At 64.4% G+C, this 19,257-nt stretch carries 20 protein-coding genes and 1 tRNA gene; 4 read left to right on the forward strand and 17 right to left on the reverse strand.

Going from position 1 to position 19,257, the window contains the following annotated elements; genetic code table 11:
- Positions 1–15: 15 nt before the first annotated feature.
- From VK804_RS11045 to mgtE, 4 genes are all read right to left on the reverse strand, one after another.
- On the reverse strand, positions 16–891 hold the full coding sequence (locus tag VK804_RS11045) for a hypothetical protein (protein ID WP_325370840.1): 876 nt from the start codon (positions 889–891) through the stop codon (positions 16–18).
- A gap of 55 nt (positions 892–946) precedes the next feature.
- Entirely contained in the window at positions 947–1,765 is an 819-nt protein-coding gene (locus VK804_RS11050; RefSeq protein WP_325370841.1) for an aldo/keto reductase, read from the reverse strand.
- Positions 1,766–1,853: 88 nt separating this feature from the next.
- Positions 1,854–2,159, reverse strand: coding sequence for a helix-turn-helix domain-containing protein (locus VK804_RS11055; RefSeq protein ID WP_325370842.1), 306 nt, complete (start codon positions 2,157–2,159; stop codon positions 1,854–1,856).
- Positions 2,160–2,234: 75 nt separating this feature from the next.
- A complete protein-coding gene (gene mgtE / locus VK804_RS11060; protein WP_325370843.1) occupies positions 2,235–3,653 on the reverse strand; it encodes a magnesium transporter in 1,419 nt (472 codons plus the stop codon).
- A 107-nt stretch (positions 3,654–3,760) separates the two neighbouring features.
- Here mgtE and VK804_RS11065 point away from each other — a divergent pair, with 107 nt between their 5' ends.
- Together VK804_RS11065 and VK804_RS11070 are read left to right on the forward strand one after the other, a co-directional pair.
- Positions 3,761–4,558, forward strand: a complete 798-nt coding sequence (locus VK804_RS11065; protein ID WP_414642753.1) for a polysaccharide deacetylase family protein — start codon at positions 3,761–3,763, stop codon at positions 4,556–4,558.
- 169 nt (positions 4,559–4,727) lie between these two features.
- A complete protein-coding gene (locus tag VK804_RS11070; protein ID WP_325370845.1) occupies positions 4,728–6,020 on the forward strand; it encodes a polysaccharide deacetylase family protein in 1,293 nt (430 codons plus the stop codon).
- 4 nt (positions 6,021–6,024) lie between these two features.
- Here the strand turns inward: VK804_RS11070 and VK804_RS11075 are convergent, their stop codons facing one another.
- The 3 genes from VK804_RS11075 to VK804_RS11085 all read right to left on the reverse strand — a co-directional run bounded on the left by VK804_RS11075 (position 6,025) and on the right by VK804_RS11085 (position 7,046).
- The gene (locus VK804_RS11075; RefSeq protein ID WP_325370846.1) at positions 6,025–6,399 is read right to left on the reverse strand and encodes a hypothetical protein; all 375 of its coding nucleotides are present in this window, start codon (positions 6,397–6,399) and stop codon (positions 6,025–6,027) included.
- A 219-nt stretch (positions 6,400–6,618) separates the two neighbouring features.
- Positions 6,619–6,703, reverse strand: a tRNA-Leu gene (locus VK804_RS11080).
- Positions 6,704–6,803: 100 nt separating this feature from the next.
- Positions 6,804–7,046: a FliM/FliN family flagellar motor switch protein gene (locus VK804_RS11085; protein ID WP_325370847.1), complete on the reverse strand. Its 243-nt coding sequence runs from the start codon at positions 7,044–7,046 to the stop codon at positions 6,804–6,806.
- A gap of 66 nt (positions 7,047–7,112) precedes the next feature.
- On the opposite strand from VK804_RS11085, the gene lipB reads away from it, so the two are divergent.
- Complete coding sequence (gene lipB, locus VK804_RS11090; protein WP_325370848.1) at positions 7,113–7,835, forward strand: lipoyl(octanoyl) transferase LipB; 723 nt, start codon at positions 7,113–7,115, stop codon at positions 7,833–7,835.
- A gap of 1 nt (position 7,836) precedes the next feature.
- Here lipB and VK804_RS11095 read toward each other — a convergent pair whose 3' ends face one another.
- From VK804_RS11095 to VK804_RS11140, 10 genes are all read right to left on the reverse strand, one after another.
- The gene (locus VK804_RS11095) at positions 7,837–8,400 is read right to left on the reverse strand and encodes a WHG domain-containing protein (RefSeq protein WP_325370849.1); all 564 of its coding nucleotides are present in this window, start codon (positions 8,398–8,400) and stop codon (positions 7,837–7,839) included.
- 249 nt (positions 8,401–8,649) lie between these two features.
- Positions 8,650–9,339: an outer membrane protein gene (locus tag VK804_RS11100; RefSeq protein WP_325370850.1), complete on the reverse strand. Its 690-nt coding sequence runs from the start codon at positions 9,337–9,339 to the stop codon at positions 8,650–8,652.
- Between the two features lie 147 nt (positions 9,340–9,486).
- The gene (locus VK804_RS11105; RefSeq protein ID WP_325370851.1) at positions 9,487–10,806 is read right to left on the reverse strand and encodes an MmgE/PrpD family protein; all 1,320 of its coding nucleotides are present in this window, start codon (positions 10,804–10,806) and stop codon (positions 9,487–9,489) included.
- A gap of 224 nt (positions 10,807–11,030) precedes the next feature.
- Positions 11,031–11,699 carry a class II aldolase/adducin family protein gene (locus VK804_RS11110; RefSeq protein ID WP_414642754.1) on the reverse strand — a complete coding sequence of 223 codons (669 nt, stop codon included), beginning with the start codon at positions 11,697–11,699 and terminating at the stop codon, positions 11,031–11,033.
- 276 nt (positions 11,700–11,975) lie between these two features.
- Complete coding sequence (locus tag VK804_RS11115; protein WP_325370853.1) at positions 11,976–12,566, reverse strand: class II aldolase/adducin family protein; 591 nt, start codon at positions 12,564–12,566, stop codon at positions 11,976–11,978.
- Positions 12,566–12,796, reverse strand: coding sequence for a hypothetical protein (locus VK804_RS11120; protein ID WP_325370854.1), 231 nt, complete (start codon positions 12,794–12,796; stop codon positions 12,566–12,568). The genes VK804_RS11115 and VK804_RS11120 overlap by 1 nt, the downstream gene beginning before the upstream one ends.
- Before the next feature lie 26 nt (positions 12,797–12,822).
- The gene (locus VK804_RS11125) at positions 12,823–13,122 is read right to left on the reverse strand and encodes an acylphosphatase (RefSeq protein WP_325370855.1); all 300 of its coding nucleotides are present in this window, start codon (positions 13,120–13,122) and stop codon (positions 12,823–12,825) included.
- Positions 13,123–13,989 (reverse strand): isocitrate lyase/PEP mutase family protein, encoded by an 867-nt coding sequence (locus VK804_RS11130; RefSeq protein ID WP_325370856.1) that lies wholly within the window; start codon positions 13,987–13,989, stop codon positions 13,123–13,125.
- A gap of 105 nt (positions 13,990–14,094) precedes the next feature.
- Complete coding sequence (locus VK804_RS11135) at positions 14,095–16,110, reverse strand: acetyl/propionyl/methylcrotonyl-CoA carboxylase subunit alpha (RefSeq protein ID WP_325370857.1); 2,016 nt, start codon at positions 16,108–16,110, stop codon at positions 14,095–14,097.
- Between the two features lie 186 nt (positions 16,111–16,296).
- Complete coding sequence (locus VK804_RS11140; RefSeq protein ID WP_325370858.1) at positions 16,297–17,991, reverse strand: Na/Pi cotransporter family protein; 1,695 nt, start codon at positions 17,989–17,991, stop codon at positions 16,297–16,299.
- 213 nt (positions 17,992–18,204) lie between these two features.
- On the opposite strand from VK804_RS11140, the gene VK804_RS11145 reads away from it, so the two are divergent.
- Entirely contained in the window at positions 18,205–19,254 is a 1,050-nt protein-coding gene (locus VK804_RS11145) for an ABC transporter substrate-binding protein (protein ID WP_325370859.1), read from the forward strand.
- Positions 19,255–19,257 lie beyond the last annotated feature (3 nt).

Here is a 19,257-nt window from a genome sequence, read left to right on the forward strand (position 1 = left end):
GGCGCCGCGACTGAGTTAGGAGCCGGCCGCAAAATCCTGCGGCGTGAATGTCAGGTCCATCACCTTCCATTCGCTGTACCGATCCGCCGGCAACATCGGATAGGGCTGGCAGGCCTGCAGCGCGTCGATCGCACTTTGCGTGAGGTCGATCCCCTTCAACGATGCCGGGCCTTCCATCGCGACCGGTGCTCTTGCGAGCTTGCCGTCAGGCGTCAAGAACACCCGCACCCTGACCTTCACCCCGTCGAACGGCGCGACCGATCCCGGCAGCTTCGAACACGTCCTGACATGTTGGCGAAACTCGCCGACGACACTCGATGCGATTTCGGCTTTCGCCAAGGTTTCGGCGTCGCCGGGATCGCCGGCTTTTTCCCGCGCCTCTTTGACGAACATATCCGTCGGCCAACCAACCATCCCCGGATATTTGTTGGAAGGTTCAGGCGCCGGAGGTGCGTTGGCGGGCGCTGGCGGGGTCTCCGGCGGCTGCGGGGCGTTGACCGGTTGCGTCGGCGGTTGTGGAGCTGGTTGTGGAGGCGGCTGCGGGGTCGACAGTGCCGCCTGCTTTTGCTTTGGCTGCGGTAGCTTTTGCGGCTGCGCCGCCGCTGGTTGGGCGGCGGGCGGTTGAGCAGCCGGCGGCGGTGAATTAGAGGTCACCGGTGTAGTTGTGAAGTCGAAGCTGTCGGGGAGCTTCGGCTTCGGTGTGGGCTTCGGCTCTTCCTGCTTTGCGGGCGGCGGGGCTTCGGCCGGCGTTACGATATCGACCGCGATCGGCTCGGCCGTGACCGACCCGAACGGATGCACCTCCGAGAAGAACAGCACCAGCATCAACACCGACAGATGGGCAACCGCCGATGCCGTCATGCCGCTGAGTATGACCCGCCATGGTTTCATCGTACCCGATCACGAGATCGATCCCGCCTCCAGCATAGCGGCCCGCGCGCGAGCCTCAATCCCATTTCGGCGCGAAACCGAAATCGGTGAGCCGGGCCTTGGCGCTGCCCATCCGGAATATCTCGGCCATCTCCTCCTCCGACAGCGCGAAATCGAAGATATCGATGTTTTCCGACAGCCGTTCGATCCGCGAGGTCCGCGGGATCGCCGAAACATTCTGCTGCACCAGCCAGCGCAGGCAAATCTGCGCCGTCGTCTTGCCGTGGACCCGCCCGATTCGCGCCAAGGTCGCGTCGTTCTTGATCCGGCCCCTCGCCACCGGGCTATAAGCCACCAGCGCCATGCCGTGGCGCGCGCAGGCTTCCCTCACCTTGGTCTGGTCCAGATAAGGGTGATATTCGACCTGATCGCACACCAGCGGTTCCGGGCAGGCCGCGACCGCCTCGTCGATCAGCGCCACCGTGAAGTTCGAAACGCCGATGTGCCTGGCCATGCCGAGCTTCTTGACATGCGCCAGCGCGCCCAGCGTCTCCTCCAGCGGCACCTGCGGATTGGGCCAGTGCAGCAGCAACAGATCGACTTCGGTCAGCCGCAGCTTGGTCAGGCTCTCCTTGGTGGATCGCTCGAGATCGTGCGGCGCGAAATGGTTGGTCCAGACCTTGGTGGTGACGAACACGTCGTCGCGCCTGATCCGCGAGGCGCGCAGGCCCTCGCCGACCTCGCGTTCGTTCTCATAGACCTGCGCGGTGTCGATGTGGCGATAGCCGAGCCGCATGGCCTGCTCGACCAGCCGCGCGCAGGTGCGCCCCCGCAGCTCCCAGGTGCCGAGCCCGATCGCTGGGATTCTGGCGCCGTTGGCCTCGACGAAAAGCATGGACGGGTACTCGGGATTAATCGAGCGCCATTATGTCCCGCCGGCGCGGCGCTGCCAACCGAGAGCTGCCGGAGGTTCGGACGTCGGATCAGGCTCTCGCGAGCGCCGCGAACACCGTTTCCGGAGCATGGGCGATCACGGCAAGCAGCGCGCGGGCCGGTCCGCGCGGCATGCGCTTGCCTTGTTCCCAGTTCCGGATGGTTTCGACCGGCACGCCCAGCCGTGCGGCGAATTGCTGCTGCGTCAGGCGCGCGCGCCGGCGCAGGTCGCGCACCGCCGGGGGGTTTTCGGCTTCCGCAGGCGCGGCCGCTATCATGTCAGGCGCGAGCGGAAATTCCTGCCCGTCCCGCAATTCGACGATCCGTCCGTCCGCCTTCAACCGCAAGCGCTGCATGATCCTGCTCCGCGCAACAGTCTCGGTGATGCGCGTTAAGGTCCAATTAACGATGATCGCGGACCGCCGGCCGCCCTATTTCAGCCCGAACCACAGGGTGGCGATGCCGAGGAACGAGAAGAAGCCGACCACGTCGGTGACGGTCGTGACGAAGGTGCCCGAGGCCACGGCCGGATCGGCGCGCACCCGCTCCAGCACCATCGGGATCAGGATGCCGCCGAGCGCGCCGGCGACCAGGTTGCAGATGATCGCAAGCCCGATCACGATGCCGAGCCCGGGGATCTGGAACCAGGCCACCGCGGCAATACCGGTGATAACCGCAAAGGCCAGTCCGTTGACGAGGCCGACCAGGCCCTCGCGCATGACCACGCGAAACGCGTTGTTGGGGCCGAGCTCGCGGGTCGCCAAAGCGCGCACCGCGACCGTCATGGTTTGCGTGGCGGCGTTGCCGCCCTGGCTGGCGACGATCGGCGCCAGCACGGCGAGCGCCACCATTTTTTCCAATTGCCCCTCGAACAGGCCGAGCACCGATGACGCCAGGAAGGCGGTGGCGAGATTGACCAGCAGCCAGTTGAAACGGCCCTTGGCGATGGTCCAGACATTGTCGGACAGTTCTTCGTCGCTGGTGATGCCGCCGAGTGCCTTGATCTCCTCGTCGGCCTCCTCCTCGATGACGTCAACCACGTCGTCGACGGTGATGACGCCGACCAGCCGGTTTTCGGTATCGACCACGGGGGCTGCGACCAGATTATATTTGCCGAACAGCCGCGCCACCTCCTCCTGATCGTCCAGCACCGAGACCCGGCGGCGGTCTTCCTCGATCAGGTCGGCCAGCGGCACCGGCCGGCGCGAGCGCAACAGCGAATCCAGTGACACCGCGCCCTGCCAGTGCTGCGCGCCGTCGACCGCGTAGATTTCGTAGAACCGCCCCGGCAGATCCGGCGCGTCGCGCATGAAGTCGATCGCCTGCCCCACGTTCCATTCCGGCGGCACCGCGATGAATTCGGTCTGCATCCGCCGTCCGGCGGAATTTTCGGGATATTCCAGGCTGCGCTCGAGCACGTCGCGCTCCGAGGCCGGCAGCTTGTCGAGGATTTCCTCCTGCTCTTCCTCATCGAGCCCTTCGAGCAGTTCGACGGCGTCGTCGGATTCCAGCTCGCGCACGCCCTCGGCGACCGTCTCAGGCTCGAGCTCCTCGAGGATTTCCTCGCGGACGGCGTCGTCGACCTCGTTCAGCGCCGAAAAGTCGAAATCGGTGCCCGTCAGTTCCACCAGGCTGACGCGGTCGTCGGGCTCAAGCGCTGCGATCAGATCGCCGAGATCGGCCTCGTGCAGTTCCGCCACCACGGCGCGCAGGAACGGAGCATCGGCCGCATGGATTGCACGCGCGATCTCCTCGACGAAGGGGGCGCGAATTTCGCCATCTTCGTCGCGCATCGGCAAATGGTCGAGCACGGGGACGGCGCCCTCGGCAACGTCGATATCTTCGGCCATGCCGCGCGCTCCGCCGGTTTGACAGAATGGCTCAACTCGTTTGAGCTGTCGCTTCACGCCTTACCCAATGGGCAACACCCAGCGCAATGGCAAAGATGCAGTGGCGAATGAGGATCCGCAGATTCATCGGCCTTTTGGCCGGTGCGCTGCTCGCCTGCGTCATACAGGGCAACCTCGCTCGCGCGGCGCAATGTCCGCGCGAACGAACCCTTGGCACCTCCCGCATTCTCCATGTCGATGCCGCCACCACGCCGCGGGTGGGCTTGAAGGAATTTCCGCAAACGCTGCCGCTCTGGGATCACGAGGTGGTATTGACCTTCGATGACGGCCCGTGGCCGCCGACGACGCCGAAGGTGCTGGAAGCACTGGCCGAGCAGTGCGTGAAGGCGACATTCTTCGTGATCGGCAAGCCCGCCACCGAACACCCCGAACTGCTGCGCCGGACCGCGGCCGAAGGCCACACCATTGGGCATCACACCTGGACCCACGCCAGCCTGATGCGGATTCCACCCGCTGATGCCGTGACACAAATCGACCGCGGCATATCGGCGGTCGAAATGGCGCTTCACGGCACGGCGACGACGGTCCCGAGCACGCCCTTTTTTCGTTTTCCGGGCTTCGAGACCACGCAAGCCACCCTCGACCTCCTGCAGTCCCGCGGCATCGTGGTGTTCGGCGCGGATATCTGGGCCAGCGACTGGAAACTGATGACGCCTAACCAGGAATTGAAGCTGGTGATCGACCGCCTCAAGGCCGCCGGCCGGGGGATCATCCTGTTCCACGACGCCAAGGCAAGGACCGCGGCCATGCTGCCGGCATTTTTGCGCTATCTAAGGGACAACGGCTATCATGTGGTCCATCTGGTGCCGACCGGGCCCGCCGTCGATTTCGACGGCGTGCCCTAAGCGCCGAGATGGTGTACGTAAAGCGAACATTAAGCCGCCGTTCATGCCGCCGCATGTAACAAAACGCGGGCGTCAATGGGAATGCAGACGGTGTGCGATGATCGGTAATGTGCTGGCTGGCGTTCGGACACCGCGATGGACGGCTGCTTGCCTTCTGCTACTTGGCCAGATGCTGTTGGCCTGCATCGCCGCGCCTTCGGCTTCCGCTGCCGATTGTCCTGATCATCCCGACGCGATCGGCACCTCGCGCACGCTGGTGGTCGACCCGCGCGAACATCCCCGCATCGGCGTGATGCAATATCCGGAAACGCTGCCGCTGGCCGATCACGAGGTGGTACTGACCTTCGACGACGGACCGCTGCCGCGCAACAGCAACCAGATTCTCGACATTCTCGCCGCGCAATGCGTGAAGGCGACCTTCTTCGAGATCGGTCGCATGGCGCAGGCCTACCCCGAGGGCGTGCGCAAGCTCGCCGCGGCGGGCCACAGCATCGGCACCCATACCGAGGACCATCCGCTGACGATGAACCACATGCCGATCGAGCGCGCCAAGGCGGAGATCGACGACGGCATCGCCTCGGTAAAGGCAGCCCTCGGCGATGACGCCCCGGCGCTAGGGCCGTTCTTCCGTATTCCCGGCCTTTTGCGCGAGGAGGCGGTCGAGGACTACATGGCCTCGATGGGCATCCAGATCTGGAGCGCCGATTTTCTCGCCGACGACTGGCGGCATATTTCCTCCACCAGGGTCTTTGAACTCGCGATCAAGCGGCTGGAGCAAAGGGGGAAAGGCATTCTGCTGCTGCACGACATCCAGTCGCGAACGGTCGCGGCCTTGCCGAGAATCCTGCAGGAAATGAAGGCGCGCGGCTACCGCATCGTCCATGTCGTGCCGGCAACGCCGGAAAACCCGGCCACGCCGACCGAACCGGAGGACTGGCGGCTGCATCCGGAGGATATGGCGGCACACTGGCCGAAGACTCTCCCCGTTGCCGATACCGATGCCGGCACGCTTCCCGCGCCCTCGCTGTGGGACAAGGACTGGCTCGACAACGGGTCGATCACGCTCGCGCTGGAAGCCGACAACAGCCGGCCCGGGCACAGCGTTCCGCTGCCGCGGGAAGCCCCATGGCCGCGGCAGTCGCCCTTGCTGGTGCAGACCGCGATTGCGCTACCGGTGCCGGCGCAAGGCATTTTCGACATCCCCGAAGGGCTGCGCATGGCGATGCGGACCGGCACGCCGGCGGCGCATCGCGAGGGGCAGGCGGCCGCGGTTCATGAAGCGGCTGCGATCGAGGCCGTCGAATCGCGGGCCGCGACGCGCGGCAGGCATCGTGCGGAACAGCTCCGTCACGTCGCCGGTCGCGGGAGCCGGCATGTCGCCGCTCGCGCAAGCCGGCATGTCGCGCATGCCCGTCACGTTCCCCTGAAACATCTGGTCCAGGTCAAGAGAAGAAGCGTCTGACGCCTCAATCCGTCACGATCTTCGAGATGCACAACAGCACGATCATCGCCAGAAACAGCAGGTCGATATAGGAGTTGAATTCGTTGGCCCGGCGCAGCGTGCTGACGTCGGCAACGATCTGCTTGCGGGACAATGTGAGATTGGCCGCTTCGCCGGCGACGCCCGCCAGGCGCCGCGCCTCGAATTCGAGCCGTTCGACGCGCTGGTAGAAGTAAAACGAACGCAGCGCGGAGACCGCGCGCATCGCGGCATAGACCAGCACCAAAATCGCAAGGATCGCGCGCTGCGAGTATTTCTCCATGAAATTCAGGCTGTAATAGACCAGCGCCAGAAAGACGAAATTGGAACCGAACCGATAGGCGTGGCTGAGGAATCTCATGGCAGGGTTCCTGTCGATGATCTCTGAGGTTCGATCAAGCCTGATGCGCGGAATTTCTAGCTGGCAGGGCCGGAACCGCCCGGAACCCGCATCGCCGGATGTACGCCCACGTTGTTACAACACGGCAACGGGGGCGCGTTCGGCATCGCCAGCGGCAACGCATCGCGCCTTCAAGCCCCGGCCCTTGCCGGCACGGCGCCGTCGCACAATTTTCTTTCTTGGTGCGCTCGGAGGGACTCGAACCCCCACGATGTTACTCACTGCCACCTCAAGGCAGCGCGTCTACCAATTCCGCCACGAGCGCTTGGGAAACCGGTTTTCCGGAACGGCCGGACCGGATCAACGGCTGCGGGATGTAACAAATCGCAGATGACCGGACAAGGCCCGGGAATCCCGCGTCCGGGCTACCTTGTGCCCGGGGATTTCGGCAGTATCTGCTTGACTTCGACGGCGATGCGGTTGCGGTCGACCAGCACCACGCCGCTGGCGATCGGCAGGTTGTTGGCGAGGATCTTGACCTCGTCGGCTTCGGTGGCGTCCAGTTCGATGATGGCGCCGCGGGACAGCCGCATGACCTGATGAATCGGCATCGTCGTGGTGCCGAGCACCACCATGAGGTCAACGCTGACTTTATCGAGGGTTGGCACTAAAGGACCCGACTGACTGACAAATGCGAATTGCGTGAAAAGACATCACCACGTTATGGTTAGCCAATGGTTAAAGCCCGCCAAAGCCTTGATTTGACGCCATTCTCGCAGGGTCCCGGCGCCCCGCTGGAATGGCTGATTTCAGAGGCACCGGTCCCCTATCCAGAAGCCGTGTCCTTCATGGAAGCCCGCGCCGCCGACATCGCAGGCGGCCGGGCGGCCGAGCTGGTCTGGCTGCTGGAACACCCCCCGCTCTACACCTCCGGCACCAGCGGCAAGGCCAGCGACCTGCTCGACCCCCGCTTCCCGATGTTTGCCACCGGGCGCGGCGGACAGCTGACCTATCACGGCCCAGGCCAGCGGGTGGCCTACGTCATGCTCGACCTCAAGCAGCGGCAGCCCGACGTGCGGGCCTATGTGGCGGCCCTGGAGCAATGGATCATCCGGACGCTTGCCGCCTTCAACGTGCGTGGCGAGCGGCGCGAGGATCGCGTCGGGGTCTGGGTCAGCCGTCCGGACAAGGGCAAAGGCTTCGAAGACAAGATCGCGGCTATCGGTGTGCGGCTCAAACGCTGGGTGTCGCTGCACGGCATCTCGATCAACGTCGAACCGGATCTTTCGCACTTCACGGCGATCGTGCCGTGCGGGGTGGCGGACCCGCGTTATGGCGTCACCAGCCTTTACGATCTCGGTCATACCGCAAGCATGGCAGATGTCGATATCGCGCTCCGGCAGGCGTTCGAACAGGTGTTCGGCGCCTTGCAAGCGCAGCCGGAAACGACAGTCTGACTTAAACGGACGGCGCCGCGGAGCGAAGCGCGTCGAGGCCGCGAATGAAGACTTCGATCGTCATCGCGTACAGCCTGTCGTAATCAACGGTGTCCAGGAACGATGCCGCCATTTCGTGGAGCACAAATCCGCGGACCAGCGTGCGCAACATCAACAGCGCGTTGATCGCCTGCTCGCGATTCAGTTCGGCGCTTTCGAAGGCGCTCAGGGCGACGGCGCCCAACAATTGATGTTCACGCCGCCATTCCGGCGAGTCGGTCGTCGCATTTCTGAAGGTTGCCGCCGACAGGCCGGGGCGCTCGTGGGCGAAGGCGCGCATTGCCCGGGCCATCGCCCGGATCGCATCGTCTCCGGTCGCATCGCCGATTTCGAATTGCAGCCGCGCCCGCAATTGCCGATAGCCCTTGACCGCGAGAAACCGCCTGATCTCGGGGATGGTGTCGACTTTCTCGGCCAACTGGCTTTCCAGCTCGGACGCAAGATCGGCGGCGATCCGGCGGTCCCAACGGGAAGCTTCGCTGGACAGCAGTTCCTCGATCGAAAAACTCTTCTGGTTGATCGACATCACCGGCTCTCGATTGCCCTCATCGCCACGGGCGTTGCCCGAGAGCCTAGAGACAAGCGGTTAATGCAGGCGTTAATCGAGCAGCCCGTAGTTTCCCGGGGTCTGTCGTTCCGTCGCGGCTTCACGCTTCGTTGCCGCGCCGCTCGGGGGTTATGGCCCTTACGGTTATGGCCCCTACGCCTATTACGACGGCCCGGTCCACTGAGACCAGCGGATTACGCGCGTGAAGCGGTTGCGGCGTCCGGAAGATCAGTAACGCGCGACCACCGGTCCGCCCCAGCCGAAGCGGTAGTTGACGCCCAGTTTGACGGTGTGAACGTCGAAGCTCCCGCTCGGCAAGCCCGGCGGCAGTATTCCCACGAAGTAATTCTCGCTCCCATAGTGAGCGAAGAGGTATTCGCCCTTCACCGACCAGTTCGGGGTGAAACCGTATTCGACACCGCCGCCGGCCGTATAACCGAGATGGGTTTCGGTGTCGCTGACCGATGCGCCCAGCACGGCAATTTTGATGTTGTTGCTTGCAGCGGCAAAGCCGCCCTTGCCGTAGATCAGCCAGTTGTCGACCGCCACGCCCGCTCTGACCGTGGCCGATCCGAAGGCCTGAATGGTGTCGGTCGCGCTTGCGAACCCGAGGATCCCGACCGTTTGCCCGATATCCGCCCAGGCTCCTTCGACTTCGCCGCCCACGACGAAGTTCCCAAATTGGGCATTGCCGCCGATCGTCCCGCCGGCAAAGCCGCCCTTGAAGTCGACGCCCTGGCTGGTCGACCATCCATAGCCGCCCATCGCGCCGATATAGAAGCCGGTCCAATTATAGACCGGCGCTACCGGTGGCGGCCGATAGACGGGCGGCGGCGCCGGCGTCGGAGGCAATACATCTGCGGCCACCGCAGCCGAAACCGACGCGGCGAGCGCCAACACAACCAAAACTGATTTCATCCCACGCCCCTTTTACAATATCCCCGTCCACACCGGAACATAGGCAGACTCCGCAATCAATAGTTGAGGTTCTATTTTTCGGATTTTTTGTGCAGAGGTCGTGGAACCGGAACCGCTGTGGCCGTCGATGCGGAACCCGTCCGAAATCTATGCGGCCATCAGCATGCGGATGTCATGGTCCTCGTCCAACTGGGCGATTTGGCGCTGGAGCATGCTGGCTCGTTCGGCTCCAATGACGGGATCGGCGAGGCTATGAAACTTGGCCACGAGGCGCCCGCCCTGGCGGTCCAGATCTAGATCCGGGATCGCCACGTCGAAGGCAGTCTCGGCAGTTTGGCCGCGGCTGGTCGTGATTCTGACGTGGGCGTCCCGGCCTGCACCGCGATCGCCGTGCACGGTCACCCGTTCGCGAACCATGGCGAGCGTCGCATCAAGGGCGTTCGCATCTGAATAAGTCTGGATCGCGGCAGTATCCTTGCCGCAAGCCGCAAGTGCCGCGGTGTGGCGCAGGCTGAACTTGGTTTCGAGCCCGCTCCGCGGTGAAGCAATGTTGCAAACCGATAAATGTCCCGGTGCGACATGGAGGTCGATGCTTGCTACATCGGGGCCGCTAAAAGACAGCTGGCGGCGCAACAGTTTGATCGCCTCGATGCTGGAATGGGTGAGGTAGCAGGCTGCGTGATATTTGAAGAGCGTCTCCACGACCAGGCTGCCCCGAGGCGGCAATGGCACGTCGATCGACGGATCGCCGTCGCTCTGGGTCGCGATGAAGCCCTGCGCCACCTCGAGCACGCTCGCGTTGGCGGTGAATCCGCGCGCTGCAAGGCGCGCAGCCAGCACGCCGTTGGCCGCCGCGCGACCGGCATGGAACGGCTTTCCCATGGTACCGAACATCGATTTCAGCCCCGCCGCCTGGGTGCCGGCAAGACCAAGCGCAACCGCCATCTGCGCCTCATCGAGATCGAGCAGGAGGCCGGCCGCTGCTGCCGCACCGAACGAACCAAGCGTAGCGGTAGCGTGAAAGCCACGCTCATAATGCGAGCGCATCACCAATGAGCCGACAAAGCCTGCCGCCTCGTAGCCTGCGATGAAAGCACGCAGCACGTCCATTCCCGAGCGTCCCTTGGCTTCGGCGATCGCCAGCACCGCCGGCAGCACCGCGGCTGTGGGATGGCCGATCAGCGGATGAACGTCGTCGTAGTCGAGCGCGTGCGAGGTCGCGCCGTTGATCAACGCCGCATCGACCGGCGAGCAGCGGAGATCGAAGCCCACGATCGACGATGATCCTTGCCCGGAGGTCGCCATCTCCTCGCGCAGAATGCGCGCTACCGGCTCGTCGGCGCCTGCAAGCGTCACACCGTACCAATCCAGAACGCACTGTTTAGCCACCGTCAGCGCCGCCCGATCGAGCCCGGCGCCGCGATAGCCGACGATGTGACGGGCAAGCTTTGCGGTGAGGTTCGGCATTTGTCGCTCCCATGTCCCTGTTCGGCGCTATGGATACAGCACTGTCACTAAAGTCGCTTCCAACTCTATGAACCGGTGGGATCGCCGTTGCCCATCGGTCAATGGGTCAGGGGCATTGTGAACTATTTGGCATTTGGTGAATAGGTCCGCCGCGCAAGTGTGATTCAAGCACGCCCGCGCATCAACGGGCGACCTCCCAAGCGAGCCGCGAGTTGACGCCCCGCCTACTTCGGAAGACCGGGCGCGACGCGCATCTTCCACAGGTTCCAGATGCGATCGAGCACGACGAAGTTGATGGTGTCGGCCTTGGCGCCCTCGCCCGGCGTCAGGTAATTGATCTCGCCGCCGAGGCCGATCGCCTGCGCCTGCAGCTTTGCATCGACGTCGGTGTAATAGGCGCGGAACACGGCCATCCGGACGCTTGGCGCGACGGTGACGTCGCCATGGCCGCGCATCAGCACCACCGGTTTGTCGCCGAGCGTCGTGGCCAGCGACTTGCCGCGCGCGGAATCGCGAACCAGCATGTCGGTCTCGCCAAACTCTTTGCGGATGTCCCAGACCGGCACACCCGCCCCGAGGAAGGCCGCGTTGTGGAACATCGGCCGCAGCGCCATTTGGCTCACGCCGAAGGGAATGACGCCGGGCGAATGGGTGTGGACCACCGCCATCACGTCCGGCCGCGCCTTGTAGATCTCGCTGTGGATGAAGCGCTCCAAAAACACCTGACGGCCGCGGGCATCGACGGCGTTGCCGTCGAGATCGAATTCCATGATGTCGTCGGCCGTGACCAGCGCCGGCGCCAGCGAGCGCGACATCAGAAAATGATTTGGATTCTTGGGATCGCGCGCGCTGACGTGACCAAAACCGTCGAGCACGCCAAAATCGGCCAGCACGCGGCTGCCGATCACGATGTCTTCGATCGTGCTGTCGGCGCCCGCCGCCGGAACGGCGGGGGCCTGGGCACGCACCTGTGCCAAGCCGCACAGCAGCGCCATCGTCACCAAGGCGCCGAGGCAAGGGAGCCGAACAGCCAATTTGAATGTCGCAATCATTCGCCATCTCCTGCCGCAAACATCATCCACTTACATACTCCAGTTTTCGTACGCTGTTATTTCAGCGAGCGGGAATCGCGTCGCGCTACGTGTCGTGGTGATTGATTAGAGCCGCGCCTACTTCGCAAGCCCGGGTGCAACGCGCAGCTTCCACAGGTTCCAGATCCGGTCGATCACGATGAACTTGATGGCGTCGGCTTTGGCGCCCTCCCCCGGCGTCAGATAGTTGATGTCGCCGCCGAGCGCGATCGCCTGCAACTGCAGTCTTGCATTGACGTCGGTATAGTAGGCGCGGAACACCGCCATCTTGACGGACGGTCCCACCGTCACGTCGCCGTGGCCGCGCATCAGCACCACCGCTCCGTCGCCGAGCGCAAGCGTCAGCGATTTGCCGCGCGCGGCATCGCGGACCAGCATGTCGGTCTCGCCGAACTCCTTGCGGATATCCCATACCGGTGCGCCGGCGGCGAGAAAAGGCGCGTCGTGGAACATCGGCCGCAAGGGCACCTGGCTCACGCCGAAGGGGATGACGCCGGGAGAATGGGTGTGCACCACCGCCATCACGTCCGGCCGGGCCTTGTAGATTTCGCTGTGGATGAAGCGCTCCAGGAACACCGATCTTCCCTTCGCATCGACGGCGTTGCCGTCGAGATCGAATTCCATGATGTCGTCGGCGGTGACCAGCGCCGGCGCCAGCGAGCGCGACATCAGGAATAGTTTGGATTCTTGGGATCACGGGCGCTGACGTGCCCAAATCCGTCGAGCACGCCGAAATCGGCGAGCACGCGGCTGCCGATCACGATGTCCTCCACCGTGCTGTCGGCCCCCGCCGCCGGAGCGGCCGGGGCCTGGGCCCGCGCCGGCACCAGGCCGCAGAGCAGCACGGCCGCGACGAGCGTGGCGAGACGCGTGAACCAACAGTTTGCGCTTGTTCTCATTGTCACCTCCAACAGGCCGCCGTTCCCTACACCGTCGGCAGCACCGAAAACCGCTCGCCCTGCCGCCGCAGATTCAGCGCATCGGGACCGGCGGGCTCGTCCTCGACCGCCTCGACCCGCGCCGTCGAAGGGCCGCGCCGGCAGCGATCGATGAAATCGGCGATCTCATGGTCAGGTCCCGCCAGCACCGCCTCCACGCTGCCGTCCTGCCGGTTGCGCACCCAGCCCTCGAGCCCATGCGCCCTCGCCCGGTGCTCGACCCAGGCGCGGTAGCCGACGCCCTGCACCCGGCCGCGGATCGTCAGGTGACGGATCGCGCCGCCCATCTAGCGTTTGAGCCCCAAAAATTCCGCGAGCCGCGCCTTCACGTCGGCGTCGCGGGTGACGCGTCCGGTCAGTTCGGCAGACGCCAGGCCCTTCAATGACTTTGGCGACGTTCCTTCACGCAGCACTTTAAGCGTTTCATAGACGGCTTGTGTTGCGGCGGCAAATGGTGCGTGTCCCTGCAGCGCGATCCGCACTCGCTGGCTGGCGAGATAGCCGAGGTCGGCCATATCGTCGGGTGCGCCGCCCAGCACGATCGGCAATTTCGTCGCCGCCGCGATGGCTTCCAGTTCCGCGCGGTTCTTGATGCCGGTCAGGAACAACCCATCGACGCCGCAGGCCTCATAGGCGACCGCGCGCGCGATGGCGTCATCGAGCGAGACGATCGAGACCGCACCGGTGCGCGCCAATATCACCAGCGCCGGATCGGCGCGGGCGTCGACCGCCGCCTTGATCTTGCCGATGCCCTCTTCGCGCGAAATCAGCTGCGTCGCTGTCTGGCCAAAGGCCTGCGGCAGCAGCGTGTCCTCGATGGTGAGGCCGGCGGCGCCGGCCACTTCCAGTTCCTCGATGGTGCGGCGGACGTTCATGGCGTTGCCGTAGCCGTGATCGGCATCGACCAGCACCGGCAGGGAAGCCGCGCGCGACATCCGGCGCATCTGCTCGGCGAGTTCGGTCAGCGTGATCAGCGCGATGTCGGGATCCCCCAACACCGCAAGCGAAGCCACCGAGCCGCCGAACATGCCGACCTCGAAGCCGAGGTCGTGCGCAATGCGGATCGAGGTCGCGTCATAGACCGAACCGGGGCGGATGCACCTCGTCCCCGTCAGGATCGAGCACAGTGCCTCGCGGCGTTTGTGGAAAGTCATTCCAGGATTCCTCTCACTTTCGTCATTGCGAGGAGCGAAGCGACGAAGCAATCCATTCTTTCTTTGTGCGCGATGGATTGCTTCGCTTCGCTCGCAATGACGGTACTACGCAAACTCCAGTATCAGCGCGTCGACCGCCAGCGTGGCGCCGGGGCTGGCGTATATCTTCTTCACCGTGCCGTCACGTTCGGCGCGCAGCACGTTCTGCATCTTCATCGCCTCCACCACCGCAAGCGTCTCGCCGGCCTTGACCTCCTGGCCCTCGGTGACCGCGATCGACACCACGAGCCCCGGCATCGGGCACAGCAGTTTCTTCCCCGTGTCGGCCTTGGCGCCGACCGGCATCAGGCGGGCAGCAGTAGCCTCGCTCTCGGTAAATACGTTGACGGCGACCTCATAGCCCTGATGCGCAAGCCGGAAACCGTTCGGGATCGGCCTCACCTGCATCGCCAGCGGATGGCCGTCGATGCTGCCGTGCCAGACCGGCTCGCCCGGCTTCCAGGGCGAGGCCAAGAGATGCGGCTGGCCGAGCGTGCCGTCGGCGCCGACAAACCGCACCGCGATGCCATCGGTTTCACGTGCGATATCGAGCGCGATCTCGGCGCGGTCGAGCCAGACCGCGCGGCGGCGCTCGCGTTGCACCAGCCGTCCATTGAGCTGCCCGGAAATCTGCCGCTTGCGTTCGCCGAGCACGTGATCGATCGCGGCCGCGACCGCGGCGAGCCGGCGCGCGACCTCGCCATCGGGAACGCGCACCGCAAAACCTTTGGGGAACTCTTCGGCAATGAAGCCGGTCGAAAGATTGCCCTCGCGCCAGCGCGGATGCAGCATCAACGCCGACAGGAACGGAATGTTGTGGCGGATGCCGTCGATGTAGAAGGCATCGAGCGCGTTGGCCTGCGCCTCGATGGCGGCGATGCGCGATGGCCCGTGCGTCACCAGCTTGGCGATCATCGGGTCGTAATAGATCGAGATTTCGCCGCCCTCCTGCACGCCGGTGTCGTTGCGGACGGTGATGCCGTCGATGCTGCTCTCGACCGGTGGGCGGTATTTTGTGAGCCGCCCGATCGAGGGCAGGAAATTGCGGAACGGGTCCTCGGCATAGACCCGCGTCTCCACCGCCCATCCGGTCAGCGTGACGTCCTTTTGCTTCAGCGCCAGCTTTTCGCCGGCCGCAACGCGGATCATCTGCTCGACCAGGTCGATTCCGGTGATCAATTCGGTCACGGGATGCTCGACCTGCAGCCGCGTGTTCATCTCCAGGAAAAAGAAGCTTTTGTCCTGCCCGGCGACGAATTCGACGGTGCCGGCGGAATCGTATTTCACGGCTTTTGCAAGTGCTACCGCCTGTTCACCCATCTGGCGGCGGGTGGTCTCATCCAATAGCGGTGACGGCGCCTCCTCGATCACCTTCTGATTGCGGCGCTGGATCGAGCATTCGCGCTCGCCGAGATAGATCACGTGGCCGTGCTTGTCGCCGAGCACCTGGATCTCGATGTGGCGGGGATCGACGATGAATTTCTCGATGAACACCCGGTCGTCGCCGAACGAGGCCTTAGCTTCGGCTTTCGCCAGCCCAAAGCCTTCGGCCACCTCGGACTGCGAATGCGCGATCCGCATCCCCTTGCCGCCGCCGCCGGCGGAGGCTTTTATCATCACGGGATAGCCGATCTCGCCCGCGATCTTGACCGCGTGCTTTTCGTCCTCGATGACGCCGAGATGGCCCGGCACCGTCGATACCTTGGCCTTCGCCGCGGCCTTCTTGGATTCGATCTTGTCGCCCATCGCGGCGATCGCGCCCGCGTTCGGTCCGATGAAGACGATGCCGGCCTCGCTAAGCGCGCGCGGAAAGGCTTCGCGCTCGGACAGGAATCCATAGCCGGGATGCACGGCCTCCGCGCCCGTCTCGCGGCAGGCCGCGATGATCTTGTCCATCGCCAGATAGCTCTCGGCCGCCGCCGGCGGGCCGATCAGCACGGCCTCGTCGGCCATTTCGACATGGAGCGCGTCGCGGTCGGCCTCGGAATAGACGGCGACCGTCTCGATTCCCATCCGGCGCGCCGTCTTGATGATCCGGCAGGCGATCTCGCCGCGATTGGCGATCAGAATTCGTTTGAACATGTTGTTTTTGCTTGCGACCTCAGGGGCGGGCTCCTCGCCCGCAATCTGGCACGCGGGGATCGAGGTAACAATTCCGTCGTACAGCAAAATCAAGCGGAGGCAACGGTCCTCTGGCTGGAAATCCGCTCCTCGGGGCAGATATTTGCGACTGCAGGTGCAATAGCGCGCGTGGCGGAGGGGCCTTCATCAACGGGTCGAGGGAAACACCGTTGCCCTGGAAATCTCTCCGACGTTGCCTTCAGCCTCCCGACGGACCGGCAACTCGCCGGCGGCATCGAGCACGGGATAAGCCACCGAACAGATATGCGAGTGGATTCGCCGGAGGTCGCGCAGCACGTCGAGATGCAGCGAGGTGGTCTCCAGCGTCTCGGGCCGGCCCTCGCGCAGGCGGTCCAGATGCCGTTCGGTGGCGGCAAGCTCTGCATTGCGCAAGGCAGCCTTCTCGGCGAGCAGCTTGCGAGCTTCGTTGACATCGCCCGACATGAAGACGCCGAACGCGATCCGAAGCGAGTCCGTCGTCCGCTTGTGGAAGGCCGACAGTTCCTCGGCGCCCTCCGGCGAAAACTGGAACCTGCGCTTGATCTTCTTGGTGGCGAGCTCGCTCAAATTCTTGTCGATGATGTCGCCCATATGCTCGAGGTTGATGGCGAAAGAAATGATCTCCATCGCCCGCTTGCCCTCGCGCTCGTCGAGGCTGCCGCGGGTGAGTTTGGTCACATAGAGCTTGATCGCCTCGTCGAGACTGTCGACTGCATTATCCATCCGCGAGACCTGATCGACCAGCGCGCGGTCGTTGGTCATGATCGCGGCCATGACCTTGCGCAGCATGACCTCCACATGATCGCCCATATGCAGGGTTTCGCGGGCCGCATCCGCCAGCGCGAGCGAAGGCGTGTCGAGCGCGCTGTCGTCGAGGTAGCGCGGCCGCGACGGGTCGGCTTCCCTGACCTGGTCCGGGAAAATCTTCTTCAGCAACGCCGCCATGCCGTCGAGCAGGCCGATGAAGAGGATCGCCATGACCACGTTGAAGGCGATGTGAAACTCGGCGGCGAGCTTCGCGAGGTCGGGTTGCCAGGCTTGAGAGGCTTCCGCGATCGGGCGCAGGAACGGCGCGACCAGCGCAATCCCGACCAGCCGGTTGACCAGATTGCCGACTGGCAGCCGGTAGCTTGCCGGATTGTCCCGGCGTGCGCCCTCGAACAGCGGATTGATCGCGCTGCCGAGATTGGCGCCAAGCACGAGCGCGAGCGCGGCCACCGGCGAGACGAAATGCGCATAGGCCAGCGACATCACCAGTAGGACGCTCGCCACGCTCGAATGCACCAGCCAGGTGACGAGCGCGCCGATGACGATGCACAGTACGGGATCGCCGGTGATGGCGCCCAGCAGCACGCGCACGCTGGGCGCATTCTCCGCCGGCGCCAGGCTGTCGAGCAGGATATGCAGCGCCAGCAGCATCAGGCCGAGACCGATCGCGACCCGTCCGATATCCTTGATCCGCGATCGCGCGCCGCTGCGGAACGCGACCAGCCCGATGATGAAAAGAACCGGCGCCGCGGCGGAAATGTTGAACGCCAGAACCTGAACGATCAGCGTGGTGCCGACATTGGCGCCGAGCATGATCGCAAGCGCCGGGACCAGGCTGACCAATCCTTCCGCGGTAAAGGAGCTGGTGATCAAGGCGGTCGCGGTGCTGCTTTGCAGCAGGGCCGTCAACCCGACGCCGGCCGCAAAGGCGCTGAAGCGGTTGCGCAGGGCTTTCGCCAGCAGCAGCCGCAGATCGGGACCGAAGGCGCGCAGAATCCCGCTGTGGACCATGTGCAGGCCCCACAGCAACAGCGCCACGCCGCCCATCAGGTCGAGAAGAACCATGCTTCCCATGGACATTCACTGCGAAATTCGAGTCGAGAGGTCAGGCTACCAGCAAACCGCCGGGGATCAATGCAATAATGCTCCGGCGGAGGCGGTCCGGCAGGAGGGGAGGACGGCGACTGCCGACCGGCCGGACGTATCCATTCGCGCCTTGACAGTCAGGGGTGCGGACTCAACACTGCCGCCAACAACCAGAATTATTCGCGGCAATCGGAGGGAACCATGATCACATCCCGCACGCGGCGTATCGCCTCGCACGGACTCAGCAGGCGTGGCCTACTTGGATCGGTGCTCGCCACACCCTTCATCGCGCGCCGGGCTTTCGCCGCCGACACCTTGAACGCTTATTCGATCTGGCCTGAAAATTATGCGCGGCCGATGATGGAGGCCTTCGAGAAGGAGTCAGGCATTCACGTCAAATTCATCCGCTTCTCCTCGGGCGAAGCGCTGGCGCGGGTCACCGCCGAAAAAGCCAATCCGCAGGTCGACGTGTTGTTCGGCGGCCCGGTCGAAACCTTCACCGCCGGCCAGGCCCAGGGCATTTTCGACAACTACGTGCCGCCGGCGGCCGCGGATTTGCCGGCGCGCTTCAAGGACAAGGGTGGCGCCTGGACCGCGATCGCCGACGACCCGCTGGTCTTCATGACCAACACCCAGTTCCTGAAGCAGAACAATCTTCAAGCGCCGGCATCGTGGGACGACCTGCTCAATCCCGCCTACAAGAACATGCTGCAGATGGCGGATGCGCGTACCTCGGGCACCGCCGTGACGCGAATCTTTTCCATCCTGCAGGTGCACAACCGCAACGAGGACGAAGCTTTCGCCTACATGAAAAAACTCCGGCAGAACGTGCAGCTCTATACCAAGAGCGGCGGCGGCGGCACGCTGCCGGTCGGTCTCGGCCAGGCCGGCGGCGGCATCTTCTTCATCGTCGATGCCTTGTTCACGCGCCAGCAGGGTTACGACGTGCAGATCTCCTTCCCCAAGGAAGGCATCGGTTCGGCGGCCGAATGCATCGCGCTGATCAAGGGCGCCAAGAACCCGGACGCCGGCAAGAAGCTGATCGACTGGGCGGCGAGCCCGGCGATGCAGTCGCAGCTCGCGCCGAACAAGATCAACTTCATTCCGGCGAACCCGAAGGTCGAGACCGAAGCCGGCCTTGCAGCCATCCTCAAGGGCGCCAACATCATCGAGATCGACGACGCATGGGCCGGCGCCAACCGACAGCGCATCGTGCAGCGCTGGGTCGCCGAAGTGCTGAACGCCAGCTGAGGC

This window comes from Bradyrhizobium sp. (assembly GCF_035484855.1).
Taxonomy (GTDB): domain Bacteria; phylum Pseudomonadota; class Alphaproteobacteria; order Rhizobiales; family Xanthobacteraceae; genus Bradyrhizobium.

Excerpts from the sequence above, each read along its gene's own strand:
- VK804_RS11145 (WP_325370859.1), top strand. The coding sequence starts at position 18,205 with ATGATCACATCCCGCACGCGGCGTATCGCCTCGCACGGACTCAGCAGG.
- VK804_RS11100 (WP_325370850.1), bottom strand. The coding sequence starts at position 9,339 with ATGAAATCAGTTTTGGTTGTGTTGGCGCTCGCCGCGTCGGTTTCGGCT.
- VK804_RS11125 (WP_325370855.1), bottom strand. The coding sequence starts at position 13,122 with ATGGGCGGCGCGATCCGTCACCTGACGATCCGCGGCCGGGTGCAGGGC.
- VK804_RS11115 (WP_325370853.1), bottom strand. The coding sequence starts at position 12,566 with ATGTCGCGCTCGCTGGCGCCGGCGCTGGTCACCGCCGACGACATCATG.
- VK804_RS11140 (WP_325370858.1), bottom strand. The coding sequence starts at position 17,991 with ATGGGAAGCATGGTTCTTCTCGACCTGATGGGCGGCGTGGCGCTGTTG.
- VK804_RS11070 (WP_325370845.1), top strand. The coding sequence starts at position 4,728 with ATGCTGTTGGCCTGCATCGCCGCGCCTTCGGCTTCCGCTGCCGATTGT.
- mgtE (WP_325370843.1), bottom strand. The coding sequence starts at position 3,653 with ATGGCCGAAGATATCGACGTTGCCGAGGGCGCCGTCCCCGTGCTCGAC.
- VK804_RS11075 (WP_325370846.1), bottom strand. The coding sequence starts at position 6,399 with ATGAGATTCCTCAGCCACGCCTATCGGTTCGGTTCCAATTTCGTCTTT.
- VK804_RS11130 (WP_325370856.1), bottom strand. The coding sequence starts at position 13,989 with ATGACTTTCCACAAACGCCGCGAGGCACTGTGCTCGATCCTGACGGGG.
- VK804_RS11050 (WP_325370841.1), bottom strand. The coding sequence starts at position 1,765 with ATGCTTTTCGTCGAGGCCAACGGCGCCAGAATCCCAGCGATCGGGCTC.
- VK804_RS11095 (WP_325370849.1), bottom strand. The coding sequence starts at position 8,400 with ATGTCGATCAACCAGAAGAGTTTTTCGATCGAGGAACTGCTGTCCAGC.
- VK804_RS11120 (WP_325370854.1), bottom strand. The coding sequence starts at position 12,796 with ATGAGAACAAGCGCAAACTGTTGGTTCACGCGTCTCGCCACGCTCGTC.
- VK804_RS11045 (WP_325370840.1), bottom strand. The coding sequence starts at position 891 with ATGAAACCATGGCGGGTCATACTCAGCGGCATGACGGCATCGGCGGTT.
- VK804_RS11135 (WP_325370857.1), bottom strand. The coding sequence starts at position 16,110 with ATGTTCAAACGAATTCTGATCGCCAATCGCGGCGAGATCGCCTGCCGG.
- lipB (WP_325370848.1), top strand. The coding sequence starts at position 7,113 with ATGGTTAAAGCCCGCCAAAGCCTTGATTTGACGCCATTCTCGCAGGGT.
- VK804_RS11055 (WP_325370842.1), bottom strand. The coding sequence starts at position 2,159 with ATGCAGCGCTTGCGGTTGAAGGCGGACGGACGGATCGTCGAATTGCGG.
- VK804_RS11065 (WP_414642753.1), top strand. The coding sequence starts at position 3,761 with ATGAGGATCCGCAGATTCATCGGCCTTTTGGCCGGTGCGCTGCTCGCC.
- VK804_RS11105 (WP_325370851.1), bottom strand. The coding sequence starts at position 10,806 with ATGCCGAACCTCACCGCAAAGCTTGCCCGTCACATCGTCGGCTATCGC.